Source organism: Microcoleus sp. Pol1C5, from assembly GCF_036701115.1.
GTDB lineage: Bacteria > Cyanobacteriota > Cyanobacteriia > Cyanobacteriales > Microcoleaceae > Microcoleus.
In genome coordinates this window covers 1-15957 of record NZ_JAUBQE010000023.1, presented here as the reverse complement: position 1 = coordinate 15957, position 15957 = coordinate 1, and the positions used below count along the sequence as shown (strand labels likewise).

The window sequence follows — 15957 nt, the reverse complement described above, 5'->3', positions numbered from 1 at the left end:
CTACCGCGCTGAAGATTTGATGCACAAACCTGTAGATGACTCTCGTAGAGAATGCCGATCGCAGATGAAACTTTACAATTCCAGCAAGTTTTATTTGCAAGAGTTACAGCAGGGTAATTGCTAATTGCTAATTGGGGAAGAAAAAAATAACTAGAGCGAGGGAGCAGAGGGGATTATGACACAGGAGAAAGCTGAGGCTATTCTTTTAATTCTGCGACACTTTCTCAGCTTAATAGTGAATTTGGTATTAGAGGTGAACACATGGCTGGCAAGGATTTTAAGGTTCTTCAAATCCGAGAGGCTAGGGTTTGTCATCAGTTGATGAAAAAAAAGGTAAAGGAGAGATACAGCCGACTAGAAGGATTTCATCGCCATGACAAGTCGCCGTTATGCCCTACAGGATTAACAGTGGGAAAGGATCAAAGATTTGTGGCGCGGACGTGAAGGTGATGTGGGTGGGACAGTCTGCTTACAATTGGTTGTTCGTCGAAGCGGTGTTGTACCGCTACCAAGGGGGCATCGCCTGGGGAGACTTGCCCTAACGCGGGGCTATCCGTTGCAATTCTTTGGCTTGTTCTAAAATTTTCTCGAAGTCTTCTTCGCTCAACCGCTGAATGTAGTTGATTTTGAACTCTTCTAGGAAGTCGCACAGCAGCAGTTGTATTTCTTGCCAGGTGTGCTGCTGTTGCAGTTCGGTTCCTAAAGCTTGCCCGAAATGTTGGACTAGCTGGCTGGAGAGTTTGATGCTTATGGGGTCTTCGCTGGCGATTTTGAAGGCTTCGTAGGCATCTTGGGGGCCGAGGGTGACTAATTTTGAGAGTTCTGCAACTAATTGCTCTGCTAGCTGTCCGGGCAGGTTACCCAGACCGGGTACTTGCTTCCATCCTTCATACAGGGGGGATTGTTTGAGGAAGGTTTCAATATTGTACCGCAGAAGGGCTTCTAGGTCTGGCTGGAGTTGGGGGAGGACTTTGTAGACGGTTATTTGGACTAGATGGGTGGCGATCGCTTCTATTTCATTGATATTGTTGATGTCTAGATAGCGCTGTTTTTTAGATTGAAATAGTTGACGAGCTAGTTCGCCTGTGGTAATTGATTGTTGCATCTGGTTGATGAGTTGAATTACTACTACTTCGGTCAATTCTTGGGCGAAGTTGGCGACGAAACCTCGGCTGATTTGGGTGCGTATGGGTTGGAGATCCGGCATTTTGGCTTGGTGGATGCGAATTGTGACAGGTAATACTCGCAACAGGCGCCAGAATGGGAGGAGCAGAAAGATGTCGTACCATCGCCAAAGCATAGCTGATCGCCAAGTGACGCTGCGGTGGCGGCGGCTGATCAAGTAGGTACGGGCGAGAAATTCGATCGCGAATATGGCAATGAATGGCAGGTCAATTAGCCAGAAGTTATCGGTGAATTCGCCGTTTTCTCCAATCTCGCGGAAATAGTTGGTGGCGATTAATGGCTTGATTTTGGAGTCAAACCACTTGATTTCTTTTTGCCAGCCTTGTTTGTTTAAATAGTCAGGACTCCAGAATGTTTGGAATGATTGTTTAGCGGAGTCTTGCGGATTTGGGACGCGATGGCGCATCCGGTCTTTGATTTTTTCTAGGGTGCCGCTTTTTGATGCTACTCGAAAGGGATCTTCGTCGATCATTTTCGCGCTCAGAGTGTTTATTTCCTGCAATTTTGCTGCTACTTGGGGAGAGGGCAACCCTGTTTGAACTACTTGAATTTTTAACTCCTCTAAGGTTTCTAGATATTGCTGGGTGTCTCGGTGGGGTTTAATTCCTTTAAATGGGTCGTATACTTGAGTTAGAACTGGCAGTTGCCGGAGGTAGAAATCTCGACCGGGGACGTAAGTTATGTCAAATAATACTAGACTTAAATTTCCTAGGGCGACCAGTGCCATGAACCGCTCGAACCATGGTACTTTTGGTGATTTTATGCGGGAGTTTGGAGTGGGAGAGGGCTGTAGTTTTGGTGTCACTGGCGATTCCTAATTAAGTAGACCGATCGAATTAGATATAACTGGTAATAGCTGAAAAAAGGAAACAGGGAAAACTGGCTAAGTGTCTGGTCTGGATCGGGTTGCGATCGAGGAAGCTATTATTGATTTTAACGTGCGTTTGTTGGGGATTTTTGGGTTGTTAATTATGCCTGGTTAAGTTAAAAATTATCCGGGTAAGATATTAAAGTAGATCGAACTTGACGGAAGCTGTGGCTCCCGTTAGCGTGCTTCTCTCTGGCAATAAAATTATATCTCAGGCGGAATCCTCAGTTTTTTTGGCGTTGCAGAACTCACGGGGCTGGTAATAAATTACTATTTCTGTTTGATCTGCTGGCTCTTTGACCGCTAAATCAAATGTTTTGCACGGAGCGGAGTCTAAGGTTAGATATGGACTTCGAGTTTGAGGTCCAACCCTCAAGAGAGTTATACTTGCTCAGGGGCAGTTTGGTGAGAGCGCCCCCTCCGAGCGCGAGGGTGGCTGCCGTCTCCGTAAGGTTCGAGGTCTCGCCTCTACAAAAACCAGCTCGCGATCGGACTCTTGAATAATATAAAACCCTGAGTATAATTTTGTTCGCATTTTTTTAATATATGACATACTGCCTTAATCTCGATTGCCCAAGAGACAAGCGTCAGAACCCACCAGGCACAAAGTATTGTCTTAATTGTGGTTCAAAGCTGCTGCTAAAAGACCTTTATTCAGCAACTGAGCCGCTGCGCGACGGGGGATTTGGTAGGACTTTTCGAGCTGTTAATCATGGAAAATTTGAGGAATTGTGCGTGATTAAACAGTTGTCACCCCCTCAAGAATTTCAGCGGAAGCCCGGTCATTTTAAAAAATATGTTCGACTGTTTGAACAAGAGGCAAGGCGGTTATACGAACTGAAGCACCCGCAAATTCCTCAGTTAATTTCTTATTTTGAGGAAGATGGGCGCTTGTATTTAGTCCAAGAGTTTATTGATGGCAATAATTTAAAGGATGAGTTAGATAACTACGGTGCTTATAGCGAAATTAAAACTTGCGAACTGCTGTTAGATTTGTTGCCTTTACTGAAGTTTGTTCACGACAGAAATGTAATTCACCGCGATATTAAGCCTGAGAATGTGATCCGCAGATCTCGCGATCGTAAGTTAGTGCTAATAGATTTTGGGGTTTCTAAACAGGTAGTAGCTGCTGCTCCGACCAAAACAGGAACTAAGTTGGGAACTCCCGGCTACGCGGCTCTTGAACAGCGTCACGGTAGGGCTGTTCCTGCTAGCGACCTTTATAGTTTGGGGGTGACTTGCATCCGCTTGCTGACTTCTGTTATGCCTTACCTGGATATCTATGGGGACATTCACGATGACCTTTACGATCCACTTGAAGGCCGCTGGCTTTGGAGGGAGGCTTTGCCAAAAGGAACACAAATTAGCGAGGATTTAGGTCGGGTTTTGGATAAGTTGATTCAGGAATATGTTAAAGATCGCTACAAATCGGCTGTGGAAGTTTTGGATGCTTTAAAACCTCCTGTTGTTGTTGTCCCCGTGCTGGAAAAGTCGCAGCAGGCAACTGTTGTTAGTCCTTCGGTTCCGACTCAACCTGTGACTGAGACTCCGCTAATTTCTGTGAATTTAGAGTCGGAAAAAGGTATTGATTATTCTCACTTGGCAAGGCTGCTGGCTGCTAAAAATTGGCGGGGTGCTGATGAGGAAACTTCTGCGAAAATGCTGGAGGTGATGCAGCAAAATTCACGGGGTTATTTGAGCGAGGAAGATATTAGGAAGTTTCCAGCTAAGGATTTGCAGACTATCGATCAACTTTGGGTGCGGCACAGTCACCGCAGATTTGGTTTTTCTGTGCAAAAGGGTTTGTGGCTCAAGTTGGGGGGAAAGCCTGGTGTTTATGATGCTACAGTTTGGGAGAAGTTTGGCGATCGCGTGGGCTGGCGGGTTAACAGCCAGTGGGTATACTATTCGGAGCTGAATTTTACTTCTAAAGCAAAGCCTGGACATTTGCCGGGGGGGACTGTTTTTGGGTGGGAAGGCGGGGTTTTGTGCGGTGTTTTGGGTTTGGGTGGGATCTGGTTTCTGCTGTCGCGGCGGGATTTGTAGAAGGAAGGTAGAAGGTAGAAGGCAGAATTTATTAGTCAGGCTGCACCCCAAGCGAAGTCGAAGTGTTTGTCATGAAATAGTTTTGAGTTGGGAATTAAAGAGTTAACAAGTTTTGAGTTTAATCATCTGTTATGTAGAAAATAGCTCTAAAAAAAGCGAAAAATAAGATATAATCACAAACCCTTTTTTTTGTGCTATGTTCTTAGAGAAGGGCAAGTTTGCAAAGTCAAAAGCCAGTCCTCGACCGTGGCCAACCATGGGGACTGGCTTTTGCTCCAATTTACCAAGGAGATTTATCTAGTATGTTGCAAGAAAAACGTCTCAAGCCGTGGACTATAGTTCGCTCGCTTCCAAATGTGGAAAAGGTGGTTGTGGGTGAGTTTCGCAGTTGGTCTGATGCAGACGGTCACTTGAAAATTCTCAAGCGGATGGTGCCGGCGGATCGATTGAGTGTTGTTTTCGATCCGGTAGTTCAAGCGTAACGTCGCTGGTAAATTGATCAGCGTGCGATCGCTCTTTGAGCTAAGCGATCGCCTCTTTTTTTTGATACTGTTTTTTTACATAAAAAATGCGACCGCTAAAAAAGCGATCGCAACTTGAATCATTGTCCTTAACTGCGGCGAATTTCAGTAATTTGGTCGGCAACATCCAAAATTCTTTGGGGCATGGATGGCCCGGTAAAAATCATATCCAAATGATGCGGCTTGCTGTCAATCAATGCCACCACTTCGGCTTCGGGAATCAACCCCAAATTAACAGCTAAACTCAATTCATCGAGAATAACTAAGGAATAACGACCTTCGCGCACCGCATTTTGAACATACTGCCACAATTGTTCGATCGATCGCGTCTCCAGCTCATCTAAATCAGCATTCTCAATCGGGCGTGACAAATCGCAGCGCACCCAATCTAAATTTTGCCCCAGCCGCACCGGATGCTGATGCCCTTGATTAATTCCCCCTTTGAGGAACTGCACAGCTAGCACGGGAGCTCCCTGTCCTGCAATTCTGAGGGCTTGAGCCATCACACTGGTAAAAAAGCAGCGGTGCGGGCCTGTAAAGACTTGCACCAGCCCTTGAACTGTGTAGGGCAAGCTGTGGTTTAAATTTAGTTTAGGGGTTTGTAACTGAGCAACCATAGGGCAATATTTAATCAGCAACTAAGTCTTGAGTGCAGCTCCGACCTTGGCGTGGCTGAAGCCTGCTTGACAATATATAGTGTACGGGGCCGAGTGCACATCGGATCGAACACTAGATATACAAGTTGTCAAAAGCTCGCGGCAGTGGCATTCGCAGTCGTTTGTGCGATTTTTGAACTCAATTAGCAGTTACACAGAAACGGGGTTTTTTAGGAAAATACGGCGTGGAGCTTGACATTTATACAGTTATAGGGTGAAAAACCAAGGTGATGAGAGTCTCGCTGCGTCTAGGGCTTTTCAGAAAAGGTACACACATCGCGTAAAATTTGAATGTCGCGGCACTAGGAGCAGGGACTGTGAGAGTGGTGATTCTGGGAGGGCCAGGAGCGGGAAAGGGAACTCAGGCTGAACTACTGTGCAGCAATTTGAGCCTTCCTTTGCTGGCTGTGGGGGACATTCTACGGGAGGCGATCGCAGAAGACACAGATTTAGGCAAGTTGGCGGCGTCTTATGTCGAAAGAGGGGAATTAGTTCCCGACGCAACTATGATTAAATTCTTTCGCCGCCGACTGCTGCTGTGGGATGTCTTTAATGGCTGGGTATTGGAGGGCTATCCGCGAACTGCTTTTCAAGCTGAGGAGTTGGATTTTTTATTAGAGGAGTTGGCGCAGGAGCTAGATTGGGCAGTTTGGCTGAAAGTGCCGATCGAGGTTTTGCTGAGCAGGTCGATCGAGCGCGATCGATCGGATGACCACCCTGAAATTTTACAGCGTCGGCTCGATTTGTTCCACGAACGCACTATTCCTCTTTTAGAGTATTACGAATACCGCAACAAATTGTTAACTATTGATGGCGCTCAACCCCCACAACAAGTCCAGCAGGATATTCTCAAGTTAATCGAGGCTAAGGGCTAATCGTCATAGCATTTTAGATTTTAGATTTTAGATTGAATGACTGCATATTTACCGAATAAAAAAAAACCGGAAGATTAATACCCTATTTTAAATTTTTAATGCCCAATTACCCATTACCAATCACCTAAATATTATGTCTTTCCAGCGTCCAGATGGCAGACAACCAAATCAACTTCGTCCGATTAGTTTCGATCGACAGTTTACTAAATTTGCTAGCGGTTCCGTGCTAGCAAAAAGTGGCGATACTCAGGTACTTTGCAGCGTTACAATCAAGCCGGGAGTGCCGAGATTTCTGGAGAATACCGGACAAGGTTGGCTGACAGCGGAATACCGAATGTTGCCTGGTTCTACCCCGCAGCGACAAGAGCGGGAATTTATGAAATTATCGGGACGGACTCAAGAGATTCAGCGGTTGATTGGACGCAGTTTGCGATCGTGCTTGGATATGCAATTATTGGGGGAACGCACCATACTTGTGGATGCGGATGTTTTGCAAGCGGATGCGGGGACTCGCACGACTTCAATTACTGGCGGGTTTGTGGCTGTGGCTGATGCTTTGAATAAGTTGGTGCAAAAAGGTGATTTAGTGCGATCGCCCATGATTCGTCAAGTAGCGGCGGTGTCTGTCGGACTTTTGGAAGGGGAGCCGTTTTTAGATTTGAATTATCTGGAAGATGTGGCGGCTGAAATTGATTGCAATGTGGTGATGAATGCAGATTTGAATATCATCGAAATTCAGGGAACGGCGGAAGCAGGAAGTTTCAGCCGGAGTCAGTTAAATCAAATTTTGGATGTGGCAGAAACCGGGATTCAAGAATTGTTGGACGCTCAGCGGCAAGCTTTGGTCAGCAGTCATTAGTCATTAGTCAGCAGTCAGTTTTATGTACTCGATCGGGCAGATGAATAAAATATAAGCCTGTCCGTGAATCAGAGATTAGCTAAGTAGAACGTTAGTTTTGTCTAGGAGAGTATTAGTAATGACTAAAATCGATTTAAAAGACATTCGCACTCACAAAGGTAGTCAAGATAAAGGATTTGAAGAACTATGCTGTCAACTTGCATCATTTGAGGAAGTACCAAAAGGCTCTATTTTTCGTCGCAAAGGTGCTGGAGGAGATGGTGGTGTTGAATGTTACTGGCGATTACCTAATGGAAATGAGAAGGCTTGGCAAGCAAAATATTTTCCTGATGGATTGGGCTCTAGTCAATGGACACAAATTGATGACTCTGTTGAAACAGCTTTGAATAAACATCCAAATTTAACTGAATATATAGTCTGTTTGCCCATTAACCGTACTGAAGGACGCCAGGACGGAAAACAATCCCAAATGGATCGCTGGGATAAGGGTGTTCAAAAATGGAAAGGATGGGCTAAAGAACGTGATATGACAGTTCAGTTTGTTTATTGGGGAGAATCAGAAATTCTTGAAAGGCTTTCTCGCCCACAACCTCAGTATGCTGGTCGTGCCTATTTTTGGTTTAATAAACAAGAACTAACTAATGAATGGATGATTCAGCGTTTTCAAGAAGTTAGAGAAAATGCTTGCCCACGATACACACCAGAAATTCATGTTGATTTACCACAAGCTCAAATATTTGAAGGACTTGGTAGAACAGATATTTTCTTTGACCGCATTGATAACTTATACAGTCAGCTTTGTCGAAAGTGGAAAGATGCCAAGCTATCAGAAGACTTACAGGAGAAAGTTCCTAATGTAGCTAACTCTTTAAACGATCTGAGTAAAGATGTCAACTTACTCATCACTGCATTGAAAAAAGCATCTGATAGACAGGAATTGTCACCCATTGATTTTGATTTAATTGCTTGTTGGTCAAAAAAAGTTTTTCAATATGATAGTTACACACAAATTCGGCAAGTGAATCCATCTCATAACGAAGACCAAGGAGAAAAAATAGAAAATAGAGACATTCATCGTTCAATTGAAGACTTATTACAAACAGTTCGTTATAAAATTTCAAAAGTAAAAGAAATAGGAATTGAAATTTACGATTTTGCTACCAGTGATATTACTGCTGCGTGTAATCAAGGCGCACTTCTACTTACGGGTGAAGCTGGAACAGGTAAAACTCATCTCTTCTGTGATATAGCTAAACATCGTCTTGATAACTCACTTCCGACCATAATTTTATTGGGTCAGCACTTTTGTCAAGGCAACCCTTGGATTCAAATAATGCAGAGATTGCACCTTTCTTGTCAGCGTGACGAGTTTTTAGGCGCATTAGATGCTGCTGCACAAGCTTGTGGTAGTCATGCAATGATTTTGATTGATGCTCTTAATGAGAGTGATGATAAAGGTTTATGGAAAAAGGAACTAGCAGGTATGTTAGCTGTTTTGCATAACTATCCACGCATTACTATTGCAGTAAGCTGTCGTACTTCATACGAAAGCGTAACAATACCAAAAAGCATTGTTCCAGAAAAGTTAGTTACAGTTGAACATCATGGATTTGCTAACCATGAATATATTGCTACTAAAACCTTTTTTTCTCATTATGGCATTGAACATCCTAACGTTCCTTTGTTAGTTCCAGAGTTTTCTAATCCACTTTTCTTAAAAACACTTTGTAAAGGTATTAAAAATCGTAAATTAACACGAATCCCTAAAGGCATGAAGGGGATTACTGCTGTTTTTAATCTATTTATAGATTCAGTTAATGAGGTTTTATGTGTACGACTCGATTATGATGATAAGACTAATTTAGTAAGAAAATCAGTAGAAGCTTTAGCCTGTAGAATAGCAGAAAAAGAACAGCCTTGGATACATAGAGAAGAAGCAAAAAGTATTGTTAATTATTTCTTGCCTAATAAGATTTTTTCACAGAGCTTATTTTCTCACCTGCTTGCTGAGGGGTTACTATCAGAAGATTTAATTTATCGTGCCTCAGAAGACGAATATGAAGAAGAACAAAATCAAAAGATTGATATTATTAAGTTTCCCTACGAAAAATTTAGCGATCATTTAATAGTCCGTTATTTGCTGAAAAACTACCTTGATAAAGACAAGCCAACTGAATCATTTGATGAAAATAAACCGCTAGGTAGGTTAGTAGCAGCTAGATGGAATACACAGAGTATAAGTGGTTTACTGGAAGCTTTATGTATTCAAATTCCTGAACGACTTGGAAAAGAAGTAATGGAATTAACATCAATTAGATTATGGTGGTTTGAACATCCATTTTTACAAAGTCTTATTTGGCGTAATCCCACTAAAATAACTCAAACAACCAAAGATTATCTTGATGAAATATTCCAAGAAGAAGGAAACGAAGAAAAAGTTTATAATGTACTACTGACAGTAGCTACCGATCCTGAACATCCTTTAAATGCAAAATCTCTTCATCGTCATCTCATAAATCTCAGAATGCCAGATCGCGATGCAATTTGGTCTATTTATTTATTCGATCAGTATGAACAAAAAGGGGCAGTCGATCGTTTACTTGAATGGGTCTGGGAAGCCGAAAAAGACCATATCTCAGATGAATCCATCGAACTTTGTGCAATTGCTTTGACATGGTTTTTAACAATATCTCATCGTTTTCTTCGCGATCGTGCAACAAAAGCTCTTGTTTCAATGCTACATCCAAGACCTCAAGTTTTAGTCAAAGTTATCGAGCAGTTTTTAGAAGTTGATGATATTTATGTATTAGAACGGCTCTATGCTGTTGCTTATGGAGTCGCAATGGTTAGCAATGATGCTGACAAAATAGGAGAACTTGCAAACAAAATCTATGAATGGGTATTTAAAGAAGGTACACCACCAGTACATATACTTTTGCGTGATTATGCTCGTGGTGTTATTGAAGTAGCTAATCATCTGGGTACTTTATCAGACAAGGTAGATATTGATAAAACTCATCCCCCTTATAAAAGTGATTGGAATTTCGATCTACCAACAGAAGAAGAATTAAAACTATATATTGAATTAATAAAGCTTGATTTTGACATCAATATACCTCTATTACTATTACTTTTATTATTTAAGTCATGGGAGTCAAAGTCTTTAATTATATGTAAGCTAAGAAGGGTTTCAAAGAAAACTCAATTTAATAGTTTTAAAGAAGATCCTAAATGGAGCCTTGATGTTCTCTATACATCAGTTATGGACTATTTTATGGGAGGCGATTTTTCTCGGTATGTTATAGAATATCGTACTCGTTACTGGTCTTCCTCTATATTAGGAGAGCCAAATGAACCCACTAAAAAACAGAGATATGAGCAATTTATAGACTCTCTTACAACTACACAGAAACCAGTATGGGAAGAATATAAAACAATATCCGAGAATGTCAAGTTGTATAAACAACTAGAGCCTGAAAGTCGTATAAAATATTTTGAAGAAGAGTTTACAGATGAAGAATTAAAGGAAGCTATTACATCTGGCAAAGCATCTTTTTATGAAATTATTGACTAGGAAAAAACAGAATTTTTTGAAAAGTATGTTGTACAATTTTTAGAAAATCCAAGAGAAGATGAATGTCGGTTCGATACTTCTATTGCAAAACGCTGGATTGTTAAGCGAGTTCTTGAATTAGGATGGACAATTGAAAAGTTCGGTTGGTTTGATGGGCGTTGTGGTAGTAATGGTCGTGCTGCGGATAAACCAGAACGAATTGGTAAGAAATACCAATGGATTGCCCTTCATGAATTTCTTGGTTGCATGGCAGATAATTTAGAGTTTACAGTTTCTTCTGGGTTGGATGAAGCATCTGAATCATCTGTTTATGAAGGAACTTGGCAGATAGGAATCCGAGATATCGATCCATCCTTTTTGTTAAAACAACTTCCTGAATCTCAACAAAATAATCAAAAAAGTTGGTTAAAACCTATCGACTATATATTTGACGAAGTTGATAAACAAGGACAGATAGACTGGATAAAGCAACAAGATGACTGTCCGGATCCATGTCAACTCATTGAATTAACTACTCCTAATGATCGAACAGTTTGGTTAACTCTAGAAGGTCATTATAGTTGGGAAGAAAAAGAACCTTTAGAAGAAGAAAAATATCAAAGTTCTCAACGACAAATGTGGTATCAGATACGAAGCTATATTGTGCGTTGTGAAAATATGGAAGAAACCTACCAATGGTTAAAAGATAAGAATTTTGAAGGGAGATGGATGCCAGAATCTGGAGAAATTTCTGATATATTTATTGGCGAATTTTCTTGGGGTTTACCTTATCATAAATGGATTGAAGCTAATTCTTGGGTTCCTCAAATAAATAGTACAGACGGAGATTTACCTTATCCAGTCGTTGTAACAACAACCGGATATTCTTTTAGTAGTAGTTTTGATTGTTCAACAGATGAAACAATATCTGCTTTAATTCCTTCCGCTTGGCTAATGAAGAATAGGGAATTAAGATGGTCAGGAGAATATTTGAAGTTTAGGAATTCAAACAATGAAGTTGTGGCGTTTAATCCTTTAAATCAACTGTCCCCAGCAAACTTTTTAATCTCCAAAAATCAACTGGTTAACTTTCTAAGTGAAAATAATTTAGATATTATTTGGACAGTATTAGGAGAACGTCAATTGATTGGTGGAAATTATAATGAATGGCCTGGACGCCTAGAAATTTATGGTGTGTATCGGCTAAAAAATGGTGTAATAGATGGAGAAAAGCTGAATACTTGGCATAGAAAACCCGATGTGCTTCTCAAAAGCTCGAATATTTGACTATCGCCCTTTTATCTATCCGCCTTCATCGTGGCACGAGCCTCCCGCCTGCGCGATAGTATCGGTTTAAAAAAGAGCGTGAAGCGGAGCTATCCCGTAGGCGATCGCCCTTTCATTCCTCTGACTGAATTTGACTCCTCACCCACGGCCTAAACCCTCGAATCATCGACGTTTCACCCACATCTTTTTGCATTTCCAAAAATCCCATAATCTCAGATGGCGACAAAAAAGGAAAGTGAGGAGAAACCTCCCGTTCAACATATTCCTGACCTTCTAACTGATAGAATATTAGACGCGAACCGTCATAACGCCAAACCTCTTGCACCCCCAAACTCGCATACAATTCCATGCGGTTGATAGAACTGCTAGTAAGGTCAATCTCGATTACTAAATCAGGTGGCGGATATTCATTTAAGTCAATTTGATTTACAGCTCGAATAAGTCGCTCATTCTCGATATAGTAGCACTGATCCGGTTCTAATCCGCGAGCCAAATCTTCCCGCTTGCAAGTTCTAGAACCCAAGCTGCAAATTTCTACATTTAATTCTTCGGTGACAGTTTCTACGAAACGTCCTAAGATTTGTTTATTACCTTCATGGGGATCTGATGGAGTCATAATTTCTAATGTTCCGCGATCGTAAGTTAAACGAATTCCCCGCTGTTGGGCTAACTCGTTTACCAAAGATTCGTAAGTCTGCCAACTAATATTTTTCAGGACAACTCCCGGTTGTGGGGTTTGAATCAGGGTGGCTGTCATGGCTACCTGCTTGCTTTTTAGCTTATTTATAAAATCTTAGCAAAACTCAGCTTTACGAAACGCACTGAGGGGGTGAGAACGCCTCTGAAACTTTCATTATAAGAGCATTGAGGCTGCTGAACCACGAAAAACATAGCGGATTATTGACAAGTTTATTGACTCGTAGGATCGGCAGCGATCGCCCCACCCAAATAGTCCTGAACCCACGTCGAGACCAGAAACCCGGTTTCTTCGTAGATTTCTAGTGGAGAATCTGCGATTTTTCATAGAAACCCCGTTTCTTCGCGTAAGTCCCACCAAATCAAAATATTGCCACTGTCTAAATATAATTAAAATTTGTTAAGATTAACTCGACCTCAGCGCCGGCATCCCATCCGCCGCTAAACCTGCCCTTCCCCAGTCCCCACAACAATGCTGCGACTCGAACACATCAGTAAAATTTACCCCACAGGCGTCGTACTCAAAGATGTCACCTGGGAAGTCAAACCGGGCGATCGCATCGGCTTAGTCGGCGTTAACGGTGCCGGTAAATCCACCCAACTCAAAATCATCGCCGGCGAAATCGAACCCACCGCCGGCGAAGTTATTCGCCCCGCCAGCTTGCACATCGCCTACCTCTCCCAAGAATTTGAAGTAGATCCGACTCGCACCGTCAAAGAAGAATTTTGGCGTGCCTTCAGCGAAGCCAACGAAGTCCACGAATCCCTGATGCAAGTCCATCGAGACTTGGAAAACTCCTCCCCAGAAAATCTCGACGAACTGATCCACAAAATGGATCGGCTGCAACGGCAATTTGAAGGCTTAAACGGCTACGGTTTAGAAGCCCAAATCGAGAAAATTCTGCCCGAAATCGGATTTGAACCCGAAGATGGCGATCGATTAGTCAGCGCGTTCAGCGGCGGCTGGCAAATGCGGATGAGTTTGGGCAAAATTCTCCTCCAAAAACCCGACATCCTGCTACTCGACGAACCTACCAACCACCTCGACTTAGAAACGATCGAATGGCTGGAAGTATACCTCAAAGGGCTGACAACCCCGATGGTAATCGTATCCCATGACCGAGAATTTCTCGATCGGCTCTGCACCCAAATCGTCGAAACAGAACGCGGCGTTTCCAGTACCTACCTCGGCAACTATTCCTCTTATTTACTGCAAAAAGCAGAAGCCAGAGAAGCCCAACTCAGCGCCTACGAAAGCCAGCAAAAAGAACTCGAAAAACAGCAAGCATTCGTAGAAAAATTCCGCGCCAGCGCCACTCGCAGCACCCAAGCCAAAAGCCGCGAGAAACAGTTAGACAAAATCGAACGCATCGAAGCGCCCACCGGCGGATTAAAAACTTTGCATTTCCGCTTTCCCCCCGCACCCCGCAGCGGCCGCGAAGTAGTAATAATTGAAGATTTGGTGCATACGTACGGGGAAAAAATCCTATTCTTGGGAGCCGACTTGTTGATTGAACGGGGCGATCGCATTGCCTTTCTAGGCCCCAACGGCGCCGGCAAATCAACCCTACTGCGCCTGATTATGGGTTTAGAAAAGCCGACCGAAGGTACGGTCAAATTGGGAGGTCACAACGTCATTCCCGGTTACTTTGAACAGAATCAGGCAGAAGCCTTAGATTTGAATAAAAGCGTGATGGAAACCATTCACGACGAAGTACCGGACTGGAAAAATGAAGAAGTTCGGACTTTATTGGGGCGGTTCTTGTTTACTGGCGAAACAGTATTCAAACAGGTTGGCGCTTTAAGCGGCGGCGAAAAAGCCCGCCTCGCTTTGGCAAAAATGCTGTTGACTCCCGTGAATTTGCTAATTTTGGACGAACCGACAAATCACCTCGACATTCCGGCGAAAGAGATGATGGAAGAGGCGATTCAGAATTATGACGGTACTGTAATTATCGTTTCGCACGATCGCTATTTCATCTCCCAAGTAGCTAACAAAATTGTCGAGATTCGGGATGGAGAATTTCGCCCTTATTTGGGAGATTACCACTACTATCTCGATAAAATTGCTGAGGAAAAAGAGCTAGCTAAGTTAGCCAAACTTGAAGCAGAAAAAGTGGCTAAAAAAGCCGAAAAAGAGGCAAAGAAAAAAGCTGCTGCTAAGCAAAAATAAACTTGTAACCCTCGCAGATAAACCTTAAATCCGCGTTTATCTGCGTGCATCTGCGGTTAAAAAAGAATTTGATTCTTAACTAACCCAAAATTCGATTAATCATTTGATTCGCCTGGGACTCGTAACTCCCACCAAACAAATTAAAATGATTTAAAATGTGATATAGATTATAAAGAGTTTTGCGTTCTTCATACCCTGAATCCAAAGGCCAAACCTGATTATATCCCCGGTAAAATTGCGCCGAAAATCCCCCAAATAGCTCAGTCATCGCAAGATCAACTTCTCTATCTCCAAAATATGCCGCCGGGTCAAAAATCACCGGTTCCCCCGCAGATGTCACCCCCGCATTTCCCCCCCACAAATCCCCGTGAACTAGCGAGGGTTGAGGTTCATAACCAGCTAACAATTCAGGAATCATCTCTAATAAACCTTCCCCTTGCGGAAAATGACCGCCCCGACGCCTAGCCAGTTTTAACTGATAACCAATCCGATGTTCTGTCCAAAATTCTGCCCAGTTTGCCGTCCAATTATTAATTTGTATAGTTGATCCGATCGTATTATTAATATCCCACCCAAAAACTCCCCTCCACAAGCCCGAATTAGGCTCTTCTCTCCCCCTTAGCAAGGGGGGGTTGGGGGGGGTGTATTTGTGCATTTCGGCGAGTTCTCGCCCCATTTCTTCCCAAGCTCGATCGCCACCGCGACTTCCCAAATCCAGCCATTCCAGCACAATATAAGCTGAATTTCCCTCTATTCCCCAGCAAATCGGCTCAGGCACTCGAATCGTCTGGGTTTCCCCCATTTGCTGCAAACCCAGCGCTTCAGCTTCAAACATCGCGACTTGGGAAGCTTGATTGATTTTCGCGAAGTAAGCGCGGGAACTGCTGCTGATATAATAGCCTTGATTGATGCAGCCACCGCTGACAGAACGCCGATTGTCGAGAGAAAATGTTTCTCCGGTTGTTTCACAGATGTGTGCGGCAATTTTGTCCCACATAGCATCAAATCGTGTTGAGGGTTGAGGGCGATCGGAATTAGTTTAACAGGTATGGCAACTTAATCCGCAAAAACAACAAAACCCCTATCTGAAGCTCAGAAAGAGGGTGTGTATTATCAAATAATATCTCAGGCATCGAGCTATTTTATCAACCAGTAACCAAAAGACATCTCCCAAAACTCGCAAAGCTTATCTGGCAAAGGCTTTGCGAATTATAACTCTTCTCAAAAATCTCTGCCTT

11 protein-coding genes and 1 pseudogene are annotated in these 15957 nt (G+C 42.9%); 8 read left to right on the top strand and 4 right to left on the bottom strand.

Translation table 11 applies throughout. The features are described 5' to 3' along the window. Positions 1–418 precede the first annotated feature (418 nt). Positions 419–539, top strand: a pseudogene (locus QUA23_RS14425) (IS5/IS1182 family transposase); the annotation flags it as partial. On the opposite strand, the gene QUA23_RS14420 reads toward QUA23_RS14425, so the two are convergent. Next, on the bottom strand, positions 539–1912 hold the full coding sequence (locus tag QUA23_RS14420; RefSeq protein ID WP_333077139.1) for a hypothetical protein: 1374 nt from the start codon (positions 1910–1912) through the stop codon (positions 539–541). The pseudogene QUA23_RS14425 and the gene QUA23_RS14420 sit on opposite strands and share 1 nt — an antisense overlap. Positions 1913–2599: 687 nt before the next feature. Between QUA23_RS14420 and QUA23_RS14415 the strand changes: the two genes are divergently transcribed. Continuing rightward, the gene (locus tag QUA23_RS14415; RefSeq protein WP_333077140.1) at positions 2600–4099 is read left to right on the top strand and encodes a GUN4 domain-containing protein; all 1500 of its coding nucleotides are present in this window, start codon (positions 2600–2602) and stop codon (positions 4097–4099) included. A gap of 302 nt (positions 4100–4401) precedes the next feature. Continuing rightward, on the top strand, positions 4402–4581 hold the full coding sequence (locus tag QUA23_RS14410; protein WP_333077141.1) for a hypothetical protein: 180 nt from the start codon (positions 4402–4404) through the stop codon (positions 4579–4581). Between the two features lie 128 nt (positions 4582–4709). Here QUA23_RS14410 and QUA23_RS14405 read toward each other — a convergent pair whose 3' ends face one another. Beyond that, positions 4710–5237 carry a P-loop NTPase family protein gene (locus tag QUA23_RS14405; protein WP_333077142.1) on the bottom strand — a complete coding sequence of 176 codons (528 nt, stop codon included), beginning with the start codon at positions 5235–5237 and terminating at the stop codon, positions 4710–4712. A gap of 356 nt (positions 5238–5593) precedes the next feature. Between QUA23_RS14405 and QUA23_RS14400 the strand changes: the two genes are divergently transcribed. The 4 genes from QUA23_RS14400 (at position 5594) to QUA23_RS14385 (ending at position 11850) form a co-directional block, all read left to right on the top strand. Continuing rightward, complete coding sequence (locus QUA23_RS14400; protein WP_333077152.1) at positions 5594–6151, top strand: nucleoside monophosphate kinase; 558 nt, start codon at positions 5594–5596, stop codon at positions 6149–6151. Between the two features lie 133 nt (positions 6152–6284). Next, positions 6285–7010, top strand: coding sequence for a ribonuclease PH (rph, locus tag QUA23_RS14395; protein ID WP_333077143.1), 726 nt, complete (start codon positions 6285–6287; stop codon positions 7008–7010). A 118-nt stretch (positions 7011–7128) separates the two neighbouring features. After that, complete coding sequence (locus QUA23_RS14390; protein WP_333077144.1) at positions 7129–10584, top strand: hypothetical protein; 3456 nt, start codon at positions 7129–7131, stop codon at positions 10582–10584. Between the two features lie 246 nt (positions 10585–10830). Then, positions 10831–11850, top strand: a complete 1020-nt coding sequence (locus tag QUA23_RS14385; RefSeq protein WP_333077145.1) for a hypothetical protein — start codon at positions 10831–10833, stop codon at positions 11848–11850. 112 nt (positions 11851–11962) lie between these two features. On the opposite strand, the gene QUA23_RS14380 is transcribed toward QUA23_RS14385, so the two are convergent. Next, entirely contained in the window at positions 11963–12607 is a 645-nt protein-coding gene (locus tag QUA23_RS14380) for a Uma2 family endonuclease (protein ID WP_333077146.1), read from the bottom strand. A gap of 411 nt (positions 12608–13018) precedes the next feature. On the opposite strand from QUA23_RS14380, the gene QUA23_RS14375 reads away from it, so the two are divergent. Beyond that, the gene (locus QUA23_RS14375; protein ID WP_333077147.1) at positions 13019–14719 is read left to right on the top strand and encodes an ABC-F family ATP-binding cassette domain-containing protein; all 1701 of its coding nucleotides are present in this window, start codon (positions 13019–13021) and stop codon (positions 14717–14719) included. Positions 14720–14798: 79 nt separating this feature from the next. Here QUA23_RS14375 and QUA23_RS14370 read toward each other — a convergent pair whose 3' ends face one another. After that, entirely contained in the window at positions 14799–15716 is a 918-nt protein-coding gene (locus QUA23_RS14370; protein ID WP_333077148.1) for a fructosamine kinase family protein, read from the bottom strand. Between the last annotated feature and the right edge of the window lie 241 nt (positions 15717–15957).

What these genes read in the sequence shown, in the direction of transcription:
- QUA23_RS14380 (WP_333077146.1), bottom strand. Translation starts at nt 12,607, where the DNA reads ATGACAGCCACCCTGATTCAAACCCCACAACCGGGAGTTGTCCTGAAA.
- QUA23_RS14370 (WP_333077148.1), bottom strand. Translation starts at nt 15,716, where the DNA reads ATGTGGGACAAAATTGCCGCACACATCTGTGAAACAACCGGAGAAACA.
- QUA23_RS14405 (WP_333077142.1), bottom strand. Translation starts at nt 5,237, where the DNA reads ATGGTTGCTCAGTTACAAACCCCTAAACTAAATTTAAACCACAGCTTG.
- rph (WP_333077143.1), top strand. Translation starts at nt 6,285, where the DNA reads ATGTCTTTCCAGCGTCCAGATGGCAGACAACCAAATCAACTTCGTCCG.
- QUA23_RS14420 (WP_333077139.1), bottom strand. Translation starts at nt 1,912, where the DNA reads ATGGCACTGGTCGCCCTAGGAAATTTAAGTCTAGTATTATTTGACATA.
- QUA23_RS14385 (WP_333077145.1), top strand. Translation starts at nt 10,831, where the DNA reads ATGGCAGATAATTTAGAGTTTACAGTTTCTTCTGGGTTGGATGAAGCA.
- QUA23_RS14415 (WP_333077140.1), top strand. Translation starts at nt 2,600, where the DNA reads ATGACATACTGCCTTAATCTCGATTGCCCAAGAGACAAGCGTCAGAAC.
- QUA23_RS14410 (WP_333077141.1), top strand. Translation starts at nt 4,402, where the DNA reads ATGTTGCAAGAAAAACGTCTCAAGCCGTGGACTATAGTTCGCTCGCTT.
- QUA23_RS14375 (WP_333077147.1), top strand. Translation starts at nt 13,019, where the DNA reads ATGCTGCGACTCGAACACATCAGTAAAATTTACCCCACAGGCGTCGTA.
- QUA23_RS14390 (WP_333077144.1), top strand. Translation starts at nt 7,129, where the DNA reads ATGACTAAAATCGATTTAAAAGACATTCGCACTCACAAAGGTAGTCAA.